14 protein-coding genes are annotated in these 18,194 nt (G+C 66.5%); 7 read left to right on the top strand and 7 right to left on the bottom strand.

Going from position 1 to position 18,194, the window contains the following annotated elements; translation table 11 throughout:
• The first annotated feature begins 14 nt into the window (after window positions 1-14).
• From ACMZ91_RS14670 to ACMZ91_RS14655, 4 genes are all read left to right on the top strand, one after another.
• The gene (locus tag ACMZ91_RS14670; protein WP_414578197.1) at window positions 15-2,258 is read left to right on the top strand and encodes a TonB-dependent receptor family protein; all 2,244 of its coding nucleotides are present in this window, start codon (window positions 15-17) and stop codon (window positions 2,256-2,258) included.
• On the top strand, window positions 2,258-3,847 hold the full coding sequence (locus ACMZ91_RS14665) for an alkaline phosphatase D family protein (protein WP_414578195.1): 1,590 nt from the start codon (window positions 2,258-2,260) through the stop codon (window positions 3,845-3,847). The genes ACMZ91_RS14670 and ACMZ91_RS14665 overlap by 1 nt, the downstream gene beginning before the upstream one ends.
• A 169-nt stretch (window positions 3,848-4,016) precedes the next feature.
• Window positions 4,017-4,229 carry a hypothetical protein gene (locus ACMZ91_RS14660; RefSeq protein WP_010486834.1) on the top strand — a complete coding sequence of 71 codons (213 nt, stop codon included), beginning with the start codon at window positions 4,017-4,019 and terminating at the stop codon, window positions 4,227-4,229.
• The gene (locus ACMZ91_RS14655) at window positions 4,226-4,474 is read left to right on the top strand and encodes a hypothetical protein (RefSeq protein WP_049460552.1); all 249 of its coding nucleotides are present in this window, start codon (window positions 4,226-4,228) and stop codon (window positions 4,472-4,474) included. Before ACMZ91_RS14660 ends, ACMZ91_RS14655 begins: the two co-directional genes overlap by 4 nt.
• A 25-nt stretch (window positions 4,475-4,499) precedes the next feature.
• Here the strand turns inward: ACMZ91_RS14655 and gstA are convergent, their stop codons facing one another.
• Window positions 4,500-5,102, bottom strand: a complete 603-nt coding sequence (gene gstA, locus ACMZ91_RS14650) for a glutathione transferase GstA (protein ID WP_414578553.1) — start codon at window positions 5,100-5,102, stop codon at window positions 4,500-4,502.
• Window positions 5,103-5,225: 123 nt separating this feature from the next.
• Between gstA and ACMZ91_RS14645 the strand changes: the two genes are divergently transcribed.
• Both ACMZ91_RS14645 and ACMZ91_RS14640 read left to right on the top strand, forming a co-directional pair.
• Complete coding sequence (locus ACMZ91_RS14645) at window positions 5,226-5,351, top strand: LysR family transcriptional regulator (RefSeq protein WP_414578551.1); 126 nt, start codon at window positions 5,226-5,228, stop codon at window positions 5,349-5,351.
• Window positions 5,352-6,122 carry a LysR family transcriptional regulator gene (locus tag ACMZ91_RS14640; protein ID WP_414578549.1) on the top strand — a complete coding sequence of 257 codons (771 nt, stop codon included), beginning with the start codon at window positions 5,352-5,354 and terminating at the stop codon, window positions 6,120-6,122. It begins immediately after the preceding gene.
• A gap of 138 nt (window positions 6,123-6,260) precedes the next feature.
• Here the strand turns inward: ACMZ91_RS14640 and lpdA are convergent, their stop codons facing one another.
• The 6 genes from lpdA to purB all read right to left on the bottom strand — a co-directional run bounded on the left by lpdA (window position 6,261) and on the right by purB (window position 16,363).
• Window positions 6,261-7,697, bottom strand: a complete 1,437-nt coding sequence (gene lpdA / locus ACMZ91_RS14635; protein WP_008264626.1) for a dihydrolipoyl dehydrogenase — start codon at window positions 7,695-7,697, stop codon at window positions 6,261-6,263.
• Between the two features lie 63 nt (window positions 7,698-7,760).
• Complete coding sequence (gene sucB, locus ACMZ91_RS14630) at window positions 7,761-8,960, bottom strand: dihydrolipoyllysine-residue succinyltransferase (RefSeq protein ID WP_414578547.1); 1,200 nt, start codon at window positions 8,958-8,960, stop codon at window positions 7,761-7,763.
• A gap of 40 nt (window positions 8,961-9,000) precedes the next feature.
• Entirely contained in the window at window positions 9,001-11,832 is a 2,832-nt protein-coding gene (locus ACMZ91_RS14625; protein WP_049460545.1) for a 2-oxoglutarate dehydrogenase E1 component, read from the bottom strand.
• Between the two features lie 186 nt (window positions 11,833-12,018).
• Window positions 12,019-12,915, bottom strand: coding sequence for a GNAT family N-acetyltransferase (locus tag ACMZ91_RS14620; protein WP_049460543.1), 897 nt, complete (start codon window positions 12,913-12,915; stop codon window positions 12,019-12,021).
• A gap of 9 nt (window positions 12,916-12,924) precedes the next feature.
• The gene (locus tag ACMZ91_RS14615; RefSeq protein WP_414578544.1) at window positions 12,925-14,337 is read right to left on the bottom strand and encodes a ribosomal protein uL16 3-hydroxylase; all 1,413 of its coding nucleotides are present in this window, start codon (window positions 14,335-14,337) and stop codon (window positions 12,925-12,927) included.
• A 658-nt stretch (window positions 14,338-14,995) separates the two neighbouring features.
• The gene (gene purB, locus ACMZ91_RS14610) at window positions 14,996-16,363 is read right to left on the bottom strand and encodes an adenylosuccinate lyase (RefSeq protein WP_049462123.1); all 1,368 of its coding nucleotides are present in this window, start codon (window positions 16,361-16,363) and stop codon (window positions 14,996-14,998) included.
• A gap of 294 nt (window positions 16,364-16,657) precedes the next feature.
• Between purB and ACMZ91_RS14605 the strand changes: the two genes are divergently transcribed.
• Window positions 16,658-18,085 carry a class II fumarate hydratase gene (locus ACMZ91_RS14605; protein ID WP_049462122.1) on the top strand — a complete coding sequence of 476 codons (1,428 nt, stop codon included), beginning with the start codon at window positions 16,658-16,660 and terminating at the stop codon, window positions 18,083-18,085.
• Window positions 18,086-18,194: the final 109 nt, after the last annotated feature.

Here is an 18,194-nt window from a genome sequence, read left to right as displayed (position 1 = left end):
AGGAATCCGCCCCCATGCCGTCCCACGCTCCGCTTCGCCGCAATCTGCTGGCCCTGCTGGTCTGTGCTTCGCTGCCGTCGCTGGCTGTCGCTGAAACCGCCCCCGCCACCGACGCGCAGTCGGCCACCACCCTTGACTCGATCTCGGTGATCGGCCGCGGTGAAGCGCGCCAGGTGCAGCGCGTGACCGCCGAGGACATGAAGGTGCTGCCGCCGGGTGCCAATCCGCTGAAGCTGCTTGCAACCAAGCCGGGCGTGCATTTCGAATCGGCCGATGCCACCGGCGCCTACGAATGGTCCACCACCATCAGCCTGCGTGGCTTCAACCAGAACCGCCTGGGCTACACCCTCGATGGCATCCCGTTGGGCAACATGGCCTATGGCAACAGCAACGGCCTGCACATCAGCCGCGCGGTGATCAGCGAGAACCTGGGCGGTGCGGAGGTCTCCACCGGCATTGGCGCACTGGGAACACCGTCCACCAGCAACCTCGGCGGCGTGTTCCAGTTCTACTCGATCGATCCGTCCACCGAGTATGGGGTCGTGCTGGCACAGAGCTTTGGTAGTGACAGCGCACGCCGCAGCTATGCACGCCTCGATACCGGCGAGCACCAGGGCTTTGCCGCCTACCTGTCCGGCGTGTATTCGGAAGGTGACAAGTGGAAGGGCAAGGGCTCGCAGGAGCTGAAGCAGTTCAACGGCAAGGCCACCTACAACTTCGGAACGGACAGCAGGATCACCGCGCTGTTCAACGCCTCGCGCCGCGTCGAGGCCGATTACCAGGATCTGTCGCTGGAAATGATCGATCGCCTCGGCTGGGACTGGGACAACTACGCGCCGGACTGGGATCGCGCCGTCGCCGCCGCACGCGGCAAATTCAGCGGCGGCGTCAACAGCCCGTGGGATGCGTACTACTCCGGCCACGGCCTGCGCAACGATGACCTGTCCAGCATTGCCGGTGATTTCGGCCTGAACGAGTCGATGCGCTTGAAGGTCAATGTCTACAACCACAGCAACCGTGGCCAGGGCCACTGGTTCAGCCCGTCCAATCCGTCCAACCCGGGCACCAGCCGCGAGATTCCGATCTCGATCCGCACCACCGAGTACGCGATCGACCGTACCGGCGTGACCTCGGCGTTCACCTGGAACGTCGGTGGCCACGAACTGGAAGCCGGCCTCTGGTACGAGGACAACGGCCACAGCGTGCAGCGCAACTTCTACTATATCGACGGCCCGATCACCGACGACTTCTTCCTGCGCAACCCGGACCAGCGCGTGTGGCACCAGCGCTACACCACCATCACCCGCCAGTTCTACGTGCAGGATCGCTTCCGCCTGTTCGATGATCGCCTGACCATCGACATCGGTGCGAAGTCGCCGCACACCCGTACCAGCGTGCGCACGCCGCTGGGCAGCTACGCCAACAACAGCAGCCTGACCTCGAAGAAGGGGCTGCTGCCGCAGGCCGGCTTCAACTTCAAGCTCAACGAAGGCAACGAGATCTTCGGTTCGTTCGCCAAAAACGTCGCCGCCTATGCGCTGGGCGTGGGCAGCCCGTTCAATGTGCCGCAGGCCGCCTTCGATGCCAGCGCGAAGAACCTGAAGCCGGAACAGTCGCGCACCATCGAGCTGGGTTGGCGTGGCTACGGCCGCGGCTATGAAGCCTCGGTGGCGGTGTACGACGTCAAGTTCGACAACCGTCTGCTGGCCATCGCGCAGTGCGTGGGCATCCTCGGTTGCCCGGCGCTGTTCTCCAACGTCGGTTCGGTGACCAGCCGTGGCGCCGAGGCAACCTTGCAGCTGAAGCCGATGCAGGACCTGACCTGGTCCAACGCGCTGTCCTGGAATGACAGCACCTACGACAACGACTACGTGAACAACGGCGTGGTGCCGACCCGCGGCAAGACGACCGTCGACACCCCGGAATGGATGTTCGCCAGCACCCTGGCGTGGACCCCGGGCCCGTGGGACCTGCGCCTGGCCGCCAACCATGTCGGCAAGCGCTACGTGACCTATACCAACGATGTGTCGGTGCCGAGCTACTGGCTGGTCAACGCCTCGGCGGCCTATGACTTCGGCAAGCTCGGCCCGGCGCAGAACCTGACCGTAGCGCTGAACCTGACCAACCTGACCGACAAGCGCTACCTGTCCTCGATCAACACCAATGGCACCTACGCCGCTGACCCGACCCGCAGCCTGGCGACCATGCAGGTCGGCGCGCCGCGCCAGGTGATGGCCACCGCCACCGTGCATTTCTGATGCGCGGGCCTGTCGATCCGGAAAGCCGTCGTCGCCTGCTGCGCATGGCGTGGCAGGGCACGGGGGCAGCGATCGCGCTGGCGGCGATGCCGGGGCTGGCCACGGCCGGCCCGCGGCCGCGGCTGGGGCGCGATCCGTTCACCCTCGGCGTAGCCGCTGGCGATCCGGATCCGCAGGGCGCGGTGCTCTGGACGCGGCTGGCCCCGGACCCGCTCAACGGTGGTGGCATGCCATCGCGGGCGGTGCCGGTGCGCTGGTTCGTGGCCGAAGACCCGGGCATGCGCCGGTTGGTGCAGCGGGGCGTTGCCGCAGCGGTGCCCGAGCTGGCCCATTCGGTGCACGTTGAGGTCAATGGCCTGCGCCCGGGCCGCGACTATTACTATCGTTTTGCCTGCGACGGCGACGAGGAAAGCGTGGTCGGCCACTTCCGCACCGCGCCGCTGCTGGACACGCAATTGCAGCAGTTGCGGCTGGCCCTGTGCACCTGCCAGGCCTGGAACAGCGGCTACTATCCGGTGCTGCGCGATATCGCCCAGAGCGATATCGACCTGGTGCTGCATGCCGGCGACTACCTGTACGAGTACAGCCCGCTGCAGAACGCACGTGGGCGCGCACTGGATGCCGAGCGCTTCAGCGGCGAGACCGTCAGCCTGGACCGCTACCGCGACCAGTATGCGCTGTACAAGCTCGATCCGGATCTGCAGGCTGCGCACGCCGCGCATGCGTTCGCGGTGATCTGGGATGACCACGAGGTGCAGAACGATTATTCCGGCATCCATCCGGAGAAGGCTGGTGTATCGGCCGAAGACTTCATCGTGCGTCGTGCCGCCGCCTACCGCGCGTTCTACGAACACCTGCCGATGCGCAGTTCGCCGGCGGGCAATGGTGGCCTGCGCGTACACCGGCGGCTGCGTTATGGCGATCTGGCACAGCTGACCCTGCTCGATTGCCGCCAGTTCCGCCCGGCCAATCCCTGTGGCGTGGGCGAGTCGCCACGCTGTGATGCTGCACTGGACCCGCGCATGAGCATGCTCGGCACGGGCCAGGAGGCGTGGTTCGCGCAGTCGATGGCGGCCGCGCAGGGCACGCGCTGGAACGTGGTGGTGCAGCAGTTGCTGATGGCGCAGCTGCGGCTGGACGGTGGCACGCCACGCGAGCGCTTCTGGAATGACGCCTGGGATGGCTATCCCGCCGCACGTAACCGGCTGCTGCAGGCGATGCAGGCAGGCGGGCAGGGCAATGCCATCGTGCTGGGCGGCGACTGGCATTCCACCTTCGTCAACGACCTGAAGCTGGATTTCGACGCGGCCAGTGCGCCGGTCGTAGCCACCGAATTCATCGCTCCGGCGATCAGCAGTGGCGGCGACGACACGCCATACGGGCCGTACTACGGGCCGTCGATTCCGCAGAACCCGCATATCCGCTATTTCGACGGTGACCGCCGTGGCTGGTGGAAGCTGCAGCTGAACCGGCAGACCGTGGATGCGGAACTGCGCTTCGCCGACAGTGTGCTGCGTGCGGACGCTGCGGTGCGCACCGCGGCGCGTTTCCAGGTGACCCACGGCCGTCCGGGCGCTGTCCCGGTGTAAATCCCTGCGGTTGTGCCGGCCGCTGGCCGGCAACCTCCTGAATCTCCGGTTTCCCCGCAATCGGTTTCATCGCCCCCAGCCCGGGTTTCGTCGCAAACCGTTTGCGGGCGGCCAGGGCGGGGCGCCAAGGTGTCCGCAGGCGGCAGGGTGCCGCCCCAAGGAGACCGTGATGAAGACCCTGTTCGCGCTCGGTGTGTGGTGCCTGCTGTTCGTGCTGTGCTGGCCGCTGGCGATCCTCGCCCTGATCGCCTGGCCGTTCGTGTGGCTGCTGAGCCTGCCGTTCCGCCTGGTCGGCATCACCTTCTCGGCCCTGTTCGCGTTCCTGCGCGCGCTGTTCATGCTGCCGGCGCGCCTGCTCGGTGGCCGGGCGGTGGCTGCATGAGGACGGTGCTGCTGGTGGCGCTGGCATTGCTCGCGGGGCCGGCACTGGCCACACCTCCAGCGCCACCCTCGGTGTGGCTGGAACGCCAGCAGACTGCTGCGGCTGACGAGGCAAATGCTGCAGCGGTCTCTGTGCAGAAAGCCAAGGAGCGCTGCAGGGTCGCGAAGGAATGGAAGGTCGGCGAGACGGTTGTGCAGCACCGGGTCTGTGAGGATCCACCAAAGAAGCCGGCTGGAAAGGTGTAGCGCCGAGCCTGTGCTCGGCTCCGCATCACGCTGCCTCGGCACGCAGCGCCGCCTGCACGGCCGGTCGTGCGTTGATCCTGCGGACATAGGCAGGCAGCGCCGGCCACGCCGCCAGATCGATGGAGAAGAAGCGGCACCAGCCCAGTACCGTGAAAAGGTAGGCATCGGCGATGCTGAAGTCTGGTCCCATGAGGAAGTCCTGCGTTGCCAACGTCTCCTGCAGCAGGTCGAAACGCTTGAACAGCTTCTGCCGGAAGAAGGCCTTGGCCGCTTCCGGCAGATCGGCGTTGAACAGCGGCGCCGAGCCGGCGTGGATCTCGCTGGTCACGAAGTTCAGCCATTCCTGCAGTCGTACCCGCTCCCAGCTACTGATGGGCGGGGCCAGTGCGCATCCGGGTTTCAGGTCGGCCAGGTACTGGACGATGGCCGGGCCTTCGGTCAGCACCTGCCCGTCATCCAGTTCCAGCGCCGCGACATAGCCTTTGCGGTTGATGGTGCGGAAATCGCGGCCATCGGCGGTCTGTTTGCTGGCGTTGTCGACCTTGACCAGCTCGAAGGGGAGGCCAAGTTCACGTAGCACGATATGGGGCGACAGCGAGCAGGTGTAGGGCGCGTAGTACAGCTTCATGGAGGGTCTCGAGGGAGAAAGGACGGCCGGGTCAGCCGGTGCGAGGCAGTCTGCTGTGCGAGCGGTATCCGGTAAAATCAATCTTTGATTTTTCTCCCATAAGCTGGGCTACTGCCTGTCATGATGAATCTTGCCCACTGGCGCCTGCTGGTTGCGGTGGCCGACGAGGGAACCATCTCGCGCGGCGCTGACCGGGTTGGCATCAGCCAGTCCGGTGCCAGCCAGGCCCTGGCCCAGCTGGAGTCCTGATTGGGGTTTGCGGTGTTCGTGCGCGAGCGGCGTCAGGTCGAGATCACTGCGCTCGGGCAGCGGGTGATCGAACACGCACGCATCATGCTGGGCGGCCTGCAGGCGATCCGTGCGTTGGCCGATGACAGCCAGGGGTTCAGTGGTGCACGCATCCGCCTGGCGACCTTCCCGTCACTCGTTTCCAGCGTGCTGCCAGCGCTGCTGCGGGATTTCCAGCGCCGCCACCCGGGCATCGAGGTGGTGATCGTGGAGGGTACGGACGAGGAGGTCGAGCGCTGGCTCGAATCGGGCACGGTCGACGCCGGCGTGGTGATGAACCCCGCTGCAGATCGCGCGCCGTTGATGCTGGGCAGCGACGGGTGGATGGCGGTGCTCGCGCAGGCGCATCCGCTGGGGCGCCGCGCCACGGAAAGCGGGGTGGCCTTGAGCGAGCTGGCGGGCGAACCCTTCATCCTCGCAACAGGGGGTTGTGCGGTGAACGGTCAGCGCCTGATGGCGGACGCTGGTCTACAGCTGAGCGACGTACGAATGACCGTGCGCGACTGGGCCAGCGCGTGCGTGCTGGCGCGCGAGGGACTGGGCGTCTCGCTGGTGCCGGAATCGACGTTGCCGGACGATCTCCATGGCCTGCGCGTGCTGCCGGTGAAGCCGGCCATCCGTCGATTGTTTGGCCTGGTCTGTTCGCCGGCGGGTCGCGCATCGCGTGCAACGCAGGTCTTCATGCGGGAGCTGGCCACGGCCGTTGCGGGCAGTGCGTCCGGATCAGCGTGAACCGGCTACCGACGGGGAGCCGGAGCGTGCGGACGTCAATCTGCCCGGCAGGGTTGCGGGCAACAAAAAACCCCGCCGAGGCGGGGTCTTTTGATTGCTGGAGTGTGCCGGCCAGCGGCCGGCACTACCAGCGAACGATCAGTTCGCCTTGTGGATGGCGCGCTTGCTGACCGCCATTGCTGCGTCGTGGATCACTTCCGACAGCGACGGGTGAGCGTGGCAGATGCGGGCCAGGTCATCGGCCGAGCCGCTGAACTCCATGGTCAGCACGCCTTCGTGCACCAGCTCGGAGACGTTGGCGCCGACCAGGTGCATGCCGAGGATGCGATCGGTTTCGGCATGGGCCAGGATCTTCACGAAGCCGGCCGGCTCGATCATCGCCACGGCACGGCCGTTGGCGGCGAACGGGAAGCTGCCGGCCTTGTACGGAATGCCTTCGGCCTTCAGCTGGGCTTCGGTCTTGCCGACCCACGCCAGTTCCGGCTCGGTGTAGATGACCCACGGGATGGTGTCGAAGTTGACGTGGCCCGGCAGGCCGGCGATCAGCTCAGCCACCGCGATGCCTTCCTCGAAGCCCTTGTGCGCCAGCATCGGGCCGCGCACGCAGTCGCCGACCGCCCACACGCCGTTGACGCCGGTGTGGCAGTGCGCATCGACTTCGATCTGGCCGCGCTCGTTGATCTTGACGCCGGTGCCTTCGGCCAGCAGGCCCTTGGTGGCGGCGCGACGGCCAACGGCCACCAGCAGCTTGTCCACGGTCAGGGTCTTTTCGCCTTCGCTGTCGGTGTAGGTGACAACGACTTCCTTCTTCTTGCCCTTGCCGGTGATCTCGGTCTTGGAGACCTTGGCACCGAGGCGGATATCCAGGCCCTGCTTCTTGAATTCCTTGGCAGCGGTCTTGGCCACTTCGGCGTCGGCCACGGCCAGGAACTCCGGCAGTGCTTCCAGGATGGTGACTTCAGCGCCCAGGCGCTTCCACACGCTGCCCAGTTCCAGGCCGATCACGCCGGCGCCGATCACGGCCAGGCGGTTCGGCACTTCGGTGAAGTCCAGGCCGCCGACGTTGTCGACGATGGTCTCGCCGTCGAACTTGGCGAACGGCAGTTCGATCGAATCCGAACCGGCGGCGATGATGACGTTGGTGCCCTTCAGCTCGACGATGGAACCGTCATGCTGGGTGACCTTGACCACGTTGCCCGGCTGCAGTTCGCCGAAGCCGTAGTAGGCAGCGACCTTGTTGGCCTTGAACAGCATGCCGATGCCGCCGGTGAACTGCTTGACGATCTTGTCCTTGCGGCCAACCATCGCCTCGACGTCGATCTTGGCATCCTTGAAGCTGATGCCGTGGTCGCCAAAGATGTGGCCCATGTTCCAGAACTGGCGCGAGGAATCCAGCAGCGCCTTGGACGGGATGCAGCCCACGCGCAGGCAGGTGCCGCCCAGCGCCGGCTTGCCGTCCTTGCCCAGCGCTGCGTCGATGCAGGCGGTCTTCAGGCCCAGCTGGGCCGCGCGGATGGCAGCGTGGTAACCGGCCGGGCCGGCACCGATGACGACGACGTCGAATTGTTCAGCCATTGAATTATTCCTTGATGCATTACCAGAACCCCTCCGCGCGGGCGCGGAGGGGCGGGAGGTGTCTTACAGGCCGAACAGCATGCGGCCCGGGTTTTCCAGCTGGTTCTTGATGTCCACCAGGAACTGCACCGAGTCCTTGCCGTCGATGATGCGGTGGTCGTACGACAGCGCCAGGTACATCATCGGCGCGATCACGACCTGGCCGTTCTGGGCGATCGGACGCTCCTTGATGGCATGCATGCCCAGGATGGCGCTCTGCGGCGGGTTGATGATCGGAGTCGACAGCAGCGAACCGAAGGTGCCGCCGTTGGTCACGGTGAAGGTGCCGCCCTGCAGTTCTTCCAGGCTCAGCTTGCCATCACGCGCCTTCTTGGCGTAGTCGGCGATGGTCTTCTCGATGTCGGCGAACGACATGCGCTCGACGTTGCGCAGGACCGGCGTGACCAGGCCCTTCTCGGTCGAGACGGCGATCGAGATGTCCGAGTAGCCGTGGTAGATGATGTCGTCGCCGTCGATCGAGGCGTTGACCAGCGGGAAGCGCTGCAGGGCATTGGCAGCGGCCTTCACGAAGAAGCTCATGAAGCCCAGCTTGATGCCGTGTGCCTTGACGAACTCGTCCTGCAGTTCCTTGCGCGCAGCCGAGACCTTGGACAGGTCGACTTCGTTGAAGGTGGTCAGCATGGCGGTGGAGTTCTTCGACTCCATCAGGCGCTCGGCGATGCGCTTGCGGATGCGGGTCATCGGCACGCGCTCTTCCGGACGTGCGCCACCGGCCTTGCCGGCGCCGCCGTTGCGGGCGAAGTTGACGATGTCTTCCTTGGTCACCGCGCCGCGACGGCCGGTGCCGTCGACGTCGGCCGGGTTCACGCCTTCGGTGATGGCGGTGAAGCGGGCGCCCGGCGGCAGGATGTCGGCGGCCGACTTGGCAGCCGGGGCCGGAGCGGCGGCAGCGGCCGGCGCAGCGGCGGCCGGAGCGGCCTCGGCCTTCTTCTCTTCAGCGGCCGGAGCCGGGGCAGCAGCGACGGCGCCTTCCTCGATGATCGCCACGACCTGGCTGGAGGTCACGGTCGAGCCTTCGGCGTACTTGATTTCCTTGAGCACGCCGTCGACCGGCGACGGCACTTCCAGGACGACCTTGTCGGTTTCCAGGTCAAGCAGGTTTTCGTCGCGCTTGACGGCGTCCCCCACCTTCTTGTGCCAGGTGGCGATGGTGCCGTCGGCGACGGATTCGGGCAGTACCGGGGCTTTGACTTCGGTGGCCATTGCGGGAGCTTCCTGGTTTGTCTTCTAAATAGGGGGAGGATTATTCAGCGAACGTGTCGTTGAACGGGTTGACCAGTGCATCGGCGACCAGCTGCTGCTGTTCGCGGACGTGGTCAGCCATGTGACCGGCAGCCGGCGAAGCCGAACGTGCGCGACCGGCGTAGTGCAGGTTCTGGCCATCGGCCAGGCAGAACTGCAGATGGTGGCGGATCTGATACCACGCACCCTGGTTCTGCGGTTCTTCCTGCGTCCACACCACGTCGGTGGCCTTGCCGTACTTCTTCAGTTCGGCAGCCAGCAGCGCACGCGGGAACGGGTACAGCTGCTCCACGCGGATGATCGCCACGTCGTCCTGGCCACGCTTGGTCTGGTCTTCCAGCAGGTCGTAGTAGACCTTGCCCGAGCACAGCACCACGCGCTTGACCTTCTTGGCGTCCGCGTTGGCGTCGCCGATCAGGTGCTGGAACTCGCCGTTGGCCAGTTCGTCCAGGGTCGATACGGCCAGCTTGTGGCGCAGCAGCGACTTCGGCGACATCACCACCAGCGGCTTGCGGGTGGTCAGGTGCTGCTGGCGACGCAGCATGTGGAAGGCCTGCGCCGGTGTCGACGGCACCACCACCAGCATGTTCTCCAGTGCGCACAGCTGCAGGAAGCGCTCCAGGCGCGCCGAGCTGTGTTCCGGACCTTGCCCTTCATAACCATGCGGCAGCAGCAGGGTCAGGCCGGAGATGCGGCCCCACTTGGCTTCACCGGCGGCGATGAACTGGTCGATGACGACCTGGGCACCGTTGGCGAAGTCGCCGAACTGGCCTTCCCAGATGCACAGCGTGTTCGGATCGGTGGTGGAGAAGCCGTACTCGTAGGCCATCACCGCTTCTTCGCTCAGCAGCGAATCGATGACGGTGGCCTTCTCCGGCGAATCCACCAGCTGCCGCAGCGGCATGTAGTAGTTGTCGGTCTTCTGGTCGTGCAGGATCGCGTGGCGGTGCGTGAACGTACCGCGACCCACGTCCTGGCCGACCAGGCGCAGGGCACTGCCTTCGTCGAGCAGGGTGGCGTACGCCAGGTTCTCGGCAAAGCCCCAGTCGCCCGGGATCTCGCCAGCGGCCATCTTGCGGCGGTCGTCGTAGACCTTGGCCACGCGCGAGTGCAGCTGCACTTCGTCCGGAATGGTGTTGATCAGCTTGGCCAGCTCGACCAGCTTGTTCTTCTCGACCTTGGTCGAGATCGGGTCGGACAGCTTGCCTTCCAGCAGCTTCGGCCAATCGACGAACAGCGGGCTGGTCGGCGGGGTCTTCTCGACCTTGGCCAGCTCGGTGGTCACTTCACCGGCATCCAGCTTCTCGCGGTAGGCATCGACCATCGCCTTGCCGGCACCGGCGGCGATCACGCCCGCCTTTTCCAGCTGCTCGGCGTACATCTCGCGGGTGGTGGCGTGCTTGCGGATCACCTGGTACATCAGCGGCTGGGTGATCGCCGGTTCGTCGGCCTCGTTGTGGCCCCAACGGCGGTAGCACATCAGGTCGATGACCACGTCCTTGGCGAACTTCTGGCGGAACTCGAAGGCCAGCTGCGCGGCGAACACAACGGCTTCCGGATCATCGCCGTTCACGTGCAGCACCGGGGCGGCGATCATCTTCGCCACGTCGGTGGCATAGCGCGTGGAACGCGTGTCCTGCGGGTTGGAGGTGGTGAAGCCGACCTGGTTGTTGACCACGATGTGCACGGTGCCGCCGACGGCGAAGCCGCGGGCCTGCGACATCTGGAACAGTTCCATGACCACGCCCTGGCCGGAGAAGGCCGCGTCGCCGTGGATCAGGATGGGCATGACCTGCTTGCGCGCGGTGTCCTTGCGGCGCTCCTGGCGCGAACGCACGGAACCGGCCACGACCGGGTCAGCGATTTCCAGGTGCGACGGGTTGAACGCCAGCGCCAGGTGCACCGGGCCGCCATCGGTGGCGACGTCGGCCGAGAAGCCCATGTGGTACTTCACGTCACCGGCCGAGGCGTGCTCGTCGTGCTCGAACTTGCCTTCGAATTCGTCGAACAGCTTGCGCGGGTTCTTGCCCAGGGTGTTGACCAGCACGTTCAGGCGGCCGCGGTGGGCCATGCCGATCACCACGTCCTTGACGCCATCCTTGCCGGCGCTGCGGATGATGGTGTCCATCATCGGGATCAGCGAGTCGCCGCCTTCCAGCGAGAAGCGCTTCTGGCCGACGTACTTGGTGTGCAGGTAGCGCTCCAGGCCTTCAGCCGCGGTCAGGCGCTCCAGGGTGCGGCGCTGGGTATCAGCGTCCAGCTGGTAGTTGCCACCGGCCAGTTCCAGCTTCTTGTAGATCCACTGGCGCTGCTCGACCTCGGAGATGTGCATGAACTCCGCACCGATCGAGCCGGTGTAGGTCGCCTTCAGGCGTGCCAGCAGGTCGCGCAGCTTCATGCGCGGCTGGCCACCGACGCCGCCGGTGCTGAACTCGCTGTTGAGGTCGCCATCGGACAGGCTGTGGAACGGCAGGCCCAGGTCCGGGGTGTTGACCGGTGCGGCCAGGCCCAGCGGATCGAGGCGGGCGTCCAGGTGGCCGCGCGAACGGTAGGCGGTGATCAGACGACCGACATTGCGCTCGCGCTCGTCGCCTGCACCGTTACCGGTACCGGCCTTCAGCGCATCCTTGGCCGCGTCCGCAATGTGGGAGATGACGGCCGAGTGCGGAATGTCACCTGCTTCACGGCCCTTGAAGCCGTCGAAGTAGGTTTTCCATTTGGGATCGACACTATCCGGGGAGACCAGGTACTGCTCGTACAGGTCCTCGACATAGGAGGCGTTGCCGCCGGCGAGTTGCGAAGATTGCGCAAACTGCTTCAGTTGATTGTCCACGATGGAGGGTGTTGATTCGCTTTGTGGGGTATGGCTTCAGAAGGACCCGGCAGGAAGATGAATAGCCCTGCGCGGGCGCGTTCAAACAGCCAAATTGTACCCCCAACCGGACACGAAGGGGCAGCACCAGAGGTATCGCGCGTCCCCCGGTGCCGGTTCCAGACAGGTTGAGTCAGCCCGCTCCGCTCAGATGCCGAGCGCGCGCAGTTCGCTGCAATCACGCGAACGGTCCCAGACGCGCTGCAATTGCTGCTCGAACGGCTGCGAACGTGTCGGCAGCGCGATGCCGGCTTCGCCGTCGAGGCGATGGCCGATCAGACGAAAGTAGAAGTCGCCCGCATCGTTGAGCAGACAGGCCGAGGCCAGTGCACGGTCGACCGGGTCGGTGACCTCGCGGAACTGGATCACGCTGGGCAGGCGCTGGGCCAGCGCCAGCAGCGGCGCCCCGCTAGAGGCGATCGCGGCGGCGTCGTGCACGATCACCCGCAGCTGCTTGTCGTGGCGGGCGGTGACGAAGCGGCGCAGGGCGGCCTGTACCGGGGGCGCGTCGAGCAGCCTGGGGTCCAGCTGGCGGCTGTGCAGCCACAGCTGGCGACGGGCGCGGTGGATGATGGCCGTGGTGATGGCTACTGCCTCGGCGCGGCTGTCGATGGCGCTGGCCGCGCCCAGCCGGCGGCGCATCTGCTGGTGGCCGATGCCGGCCTCCTCGAACACCTCGCCTTCGGGCAGAAAGCCCTGGCGGGCATAGAAGTCACGGGCGGGCAGCTGGGCATGCAGATGCAGCTCGGCCAGGCCGAGCCGGCGCCCGGCCTCCACCAGTGCTTCCAGCAGGGCCTCGCCGACCCCGCGGCTGCGATGGCTGGCCAGCACCGCCATGCGGCCGATGCGGCCATCCGGGGCCAGCCGGCCCGTGCCGACCGGCTGGTTGTCACTGTCCAGCGCCAGCACATGGGCACTGACCGGGTCCAGCGCATCGCGTTCCAGCTCGGCGGCGATGCCCTGTTCCTGCACGAACACGTGTTGGCGCACCTCGTGGATGGCAACGTGGGCATCGGCGTGGCTGACCTGCTGGACCCGGATCATGGCGATGGCTCAGGCCCGGCCGGCGCTGTCGTCTTCCTCGTCGTCCTCGAAGTTGACGATGACCTCGATGCCGTCGTCGTGCACGGTCACGGAGTGGACATCGTCGGACACCGCATCGGCGTCGATCGCATCCACGCGGTCGCGGCCTTCGACGACCTCGCCGAGCACCACGGCATCCTCGCCGTCGTCCTCGTCTTCGGCCTCGTATACCTCATTCGGGTCGATCAGCTGGAACACCCCGCCGACCAGCAGCTGCTGGACCACGGCACGGCCCTTGTCGGACAGGCCGCGATAAGCGGCGGCGTCCAGCTGTTCGGTGCCAGCCAGGCGCTGCGCGTCCTTCACCGGCAGCGCGAAGTCCTGGCCGCTGACATACAGGCTGGCGCCACGCTTGGCCCGGCGCCAGGCCAGGCGTGCCCACGGGTGGCGCTGCAGCAGCAGGCCCGAGGCCAGGGCCTGGACCACTTCTTCCTGTGCCGGTGCGGCCTGGTGGGCCATCACTTCGCCGGCGGCGCGGTAGGTGGTGATGAAGCGGCCAAACCAGTCACCCAGCTTGTCCGGGTCGTTCATGCGGATGGCGTTGAGCGCGGTGATCACCCGCGCCATCGCCACTGTGTCGATTTCGTTCGGGTCGGCCGGCACCTTCAGGTCGGCATCCTGGTAGCGGATGTTCTCGTCGGCATCGGCCATCAGGGTGTCCAGGTAGTCGCTGATCAGCTCGGCCGAAGACGGCGCGCGCATGCCGAACGAGAATGTCAGGCAGGGATCTTCGGCCACGCCGTGGTGCGGCACGTTCGGCGGCAGGTACAGCATGTCGCCCGGCGCCAGCACCCAGTCGTGGGTCGGCTTGAACACCTTCAGCAGCTTCAGCTCCACGTCGGGGCGGAAGCCCAGCGGCGGCTGCTTGCCCTTGATCGATTCGCTGGCATCGATCTGCCAGCGGCGATGGCCATGGGCCTGCAGCAGGAACACGTCGTACTGGTCGACATGGGCGCCGACCGAGCCGCCGGTGGCGGCGAAGCTGATCATCACGTCATCCATGCGCCAGCGCGGCAGGAAGCTGAAGTGCTCGATCAGGGCGCGTACGTCCGGGTCCCACTTGTCCACGTCCTGCACCAGCAGGGTCCAGTCGTGGTCGGGCAGTGCGGGGAACACGTCTTCCTGGAATGGACCGGTGCGTACGCGCCAGCCGTCCTGGGTCTTGTCGTGCTCGATCAGGCGTGCCAGCACGCCTTCCTCGCAGGCCAGCCCGGCCAGGTCTTCCGGCTGCACCGGGGTCTGGAAGTTGGGGAAGGCGTTGCGGATCAGCAGCGGGCGTTTCTGCCAGAAGTCGCGCAGGAAGGTGGCCGGCGCCATGCCCAGCGGCTGGCCGGGGCGGGCGGTGACTTCGATGAGGGGGGCGGAGGACTTGCGGGCGGCCATGGGGGAATCCTTGCAGCGGAAAGCGGGAGGGGCGGCGCGGCGGGCCGCCTGAGATCTCCATTGTCCGCCGTTCGTGGGGATTGCGCACGTGCGCGGGTTTGTCGCGGGGTGTCCGGCCAACGGCGGAGCCCCTCGTGGCGGGGTCTGGGTTGGTCGCTGAAAGCAAAAGCCGCGCTTGGCCGGGCGGGTGGGCTGCGCGGGGGACGCTGCAAGTACGTCCCTGTAAGCTTGGCCGCCGCATCCATGCGGCGGACACCCCCGCGCAGCCCACCCGCCCGGCCCCTGACAGTTTCCTGCGCGGCCCGCCACGGAATGGAAGAAGAAGATCAAAGGCAACGGCGGGTCGCGCGCTGCGCTTGCTCATGCCAAAACAAAAGAGGGACGCGGCGAAGCCGCGCCCCTCTTTCAAATTCCGTCCCGACAACCCAAAGCTCTTCGATCCGTCACCAGGAATCTGTCAGAGGTGGGACGGGATGGGCCAGCGGGACCGTTGGCGCCATGGATGGCGCCATCGAGCCCCCATGGACGGGTTTACGGCGTGTCCCGCTGGCCCATCCCGTACCGCCCAGCTAGCAGCAATCCAGAGCCGCTCTTGACGTTGATGTTGCCGTTGCCTGCCGCAGGCAGCGCCCGCGGCCGCCGCCGCAAAGGAAACCCCTTAAATCTTCTTCGCCAGCGACTCGGCCAGGCCGGTGTAGCTACCCGGGGTCATCTCCAGCAGGCGCTGCTTCGCATCCGCCGGCAGCTCCAGCCCCTGCACGAACGCCCGCATCGACTCGGCGGTGATGCCCTGGCCGCGGGTCAGCGCCTTCAGCTGCTCGTACGGGTTCGGCAGGCCGTGGCGGCGCATCACCGTCTGCACGGCTTCCGCCAGCACTTCCCAGGCCGCGTCCAGATCGGCATCCAGGCGCTGCGGGTTCACTTCCAGCTTGCCCAGGCCCTTGGCCAGCGAATCCAGCGCCACCTGGCTGTGGCCGAACGCGGTGCCCAGCGCACGCAACACGGTGGAGTCGGTCAGGTCACGCTGCCAGCGGCTGATCGGCAGCTTCGCGCTGAAGTGCTCGAACAGCGCGTTGGCAATGCCGAAGTTGCCTTCCGCATTCTCGAAGTCGATCGGGTTGACCTTGTGCGGCATCGTCGACGAGCCGACTTCGCCTTCCTTCAGGCGCTGCTTGAAGTAGCCAAGCGAAACGTAGCCCCAGATGTCACGGGCCAGGTCGATCAGGATGATGTTGGCGCGGCGTGCGGCATCACCGATCTCGGCGATGTTGTCGTGCGGCTCGATCTGCGTGGTGTACGGGTTGAACACCAGGCCCAGGCCGGTCACGAAGCGCTCGGCGAAGGCCGGCCAGTCCACGTCCGGGTAGCTGGCGATGTGGGCGTTGTAGTTGCCCACCGCGCCGTTGATCTTGCCGGTCAGTTCGACCGCGGCAATCTGCCTGCGCTGGCGTTCCAGGCGGGCGACCACGTTGGCCAGTTCCTTGCCCAGGGTGGTCGGCGAGGCGGTCTGGCCGTGGGTGCGCGACAGCATCGGCTGGCCGGCCTGGGCGTGGGCCAGGCTGCGCAGGCTGTTGGCGATGCCGTCCAGGGTCGGCAGCAGCACCTCGCGGCGCGCCTGTTCCAGCATCAGGCCGTAGCTGAGGTTGTTGATGTCTTCGCTGGTGCAGGCGAAATGCACGAATTCCAGCGCCGGGGCCAGCTCGGCGTCGTCCTTCAGCTGTTCCTTGATGAAGTACTCCACCGCCTTGACGTCATGGTTGGTGGTGCGTTCGATCTCCTTCACGCGCGCGGCCTGGACCGGGCTGAAGCTGGCGGCCAGGGCGCGCAGGCGGGCGACGGCGGCGTCGGAGAACGGGGCCAGTTCGACGATGCCCGGCTCGGCGGCCAGGGCCAGCAGCCACTCCACTTCGACCGTGATGCGGGCCTTGATCAGGCCGTACTCGGAGAAGATCGGGCGCAGGGCGTCGACCTTGCCGGCATAGCGGCCATCGAGCGGGGACAGGGCGAGCAGGGCGGAATCGGACATGTCGGCAGGGCTGGGGCGAGCGGCGGGGGCCATATTCTACGACGTGCCGGTGAGGTAGTGCCGGCCGCTGGCCGGCAACCACGCCCGGCCCACGATTCCATGGATTGCTGGCCAGCGGCCGGCACTACCCCTTGCGCGTGCAGATCGGCCCTGCGGATGAAACGATCTGGCCCGCCCTCGTCATCCCACGCTGCGGGCAAGGGAGTATCGTTGGCGCAGCCGCCAGCCCGGGAAGCGACACCCTGCCAGCCGCCGCTTCCCTTTCCCCAACTGAAGTAGTGCGGAGTTGATGCAATGAGCAAAGCTGCAAGCAAGGGTTTCAGAATCGAACACGACAGCATGGGCGAGCTGCAGGTGCCTGCGGACGCACTGTGGGGCGCCCAGACCCAGCGTGCCGTGCAGAACTTCCCGGTGTCGGGCCAGCGCATGCCGCGCGGTTTCATCCGTGCCCTGGGCCTGGTCAAGGGCGCCGCCGCGGGCGTCAACGCAGAACTGGGCCACCTGCCGAAGAACGTGGCCAAGGCCATCCAGACCGCTGCCGCCGAAGTGGCCGCCGGCAACTGGGACGCGCAGTTCCCGATCGATGTCTACCAGACGGGTTCTGGCACGTCGTCGAACATGAATGCCAATGAGGTCATCGCCACCCTGGCCAACCGTGCCGGCAAGGCGGGCAAGACCAGTGTGCACCCCAATGACCACGTCAACCAGGGGCAGAGCTCCAACGACGTGATTCCGACCGCGTTGCGGGTGTCGGCGGTGTTGGCGACGCATGAGCAGCTGCTGCCGGCGCTGGTGCACCTGCGCAAGACCCTGGACAAGAAGGGCCGCAGCCTGCGCAAGGTGGTCAAGACCGGCCGCACCCACCTGATGGATGCGATGCCGCTGACCTTCGAGCAGGAATTCGGCGCGTGGTCGGCGCAGCTGGCGTCGGCGCAGGAGCGTATCGAAGACAGCCTCAAGCGCGTGCGCCGGCTGCCGCTGGGTGGCACCGCCATCGGCACCGGCATCAATGCCGATCCGCGCTTCGGTGCACAGGTGGCCAAGGCACTGAAGCAGCAGACCGGTTTCAAGTTCGACAGTGCCGAGAACAAGTTCGAAGGCCTGGCCGCACAGGACGACGCGGTGGAGCTTTCCGGTCAGCTCAATGCGCTGGCGGTGGCGCTGATCAAGATCGCCAACGACCTGCGTTGGATGAACGCTGGTCCGCTGGCCGGGCTGGGCGAGATCGAACTGCCGGCGCTGCAGCCGGGCAGCTCGATCATGCCGGGCAAGGTCAACCCTGTGATTCCGGAAGCGACGGTGATGGCCTGTGCACAGGTGATCGGTCACCACACTGCGATCACCGTGGCCGGGCAGACCGGCAACTTCCAGCTCAACGTCACCCTGCCGCTGATCGCAGTGAACCTGCTCGATGGCATCGGCCTGCTGGCCAACGTGTCCACCCTGCTGGCCGACAGTGCGATTGCCGGGCTGAAGGTGCGCGAGGACCGCGTTGCCGAGGCGCTGGCGCGCAACCCGATCCTGGTTACCGCCCTCAACCCGATCATCGGCTACGAGAAGGCTGCGGCGATTGCCAAGCGTGCGTACAAGGAACAGCGCCCGGTGCTGGATGTGGCGCTGGAGGACAGTGGACTGGAGGAGGCCGAGCTGCGTCGCCTGCTGGACCCGACCGCGCTGACCGCCGGTGGCATCCAGGCCGGTGGCGGCGGCGCCGGCGGTTGATCGGCCGGTTGTAGAGTCGAGATCCTATGTTCGTGGTCAAGCCTGCTGGAAGCAGGCTTGACCCACCTTCAGCATGGCCGGATCGAAGTCCCGGCCGCTTTTGAAGACA

This window comes from Stenotrophomonas sp. FR024, assembly GCF_047500745.2.
Classification (GTDB): Bacteria; Pseudomonadota; Gammaproteobacteria; order Xanthomonadales; family Xanthomonadaceae; genus Stenotrophomonas; species Stenotrophomonas maltophilia_A.
This window is presented reverse-complemented; position numbering and strand designations above follow the sequence as displayed.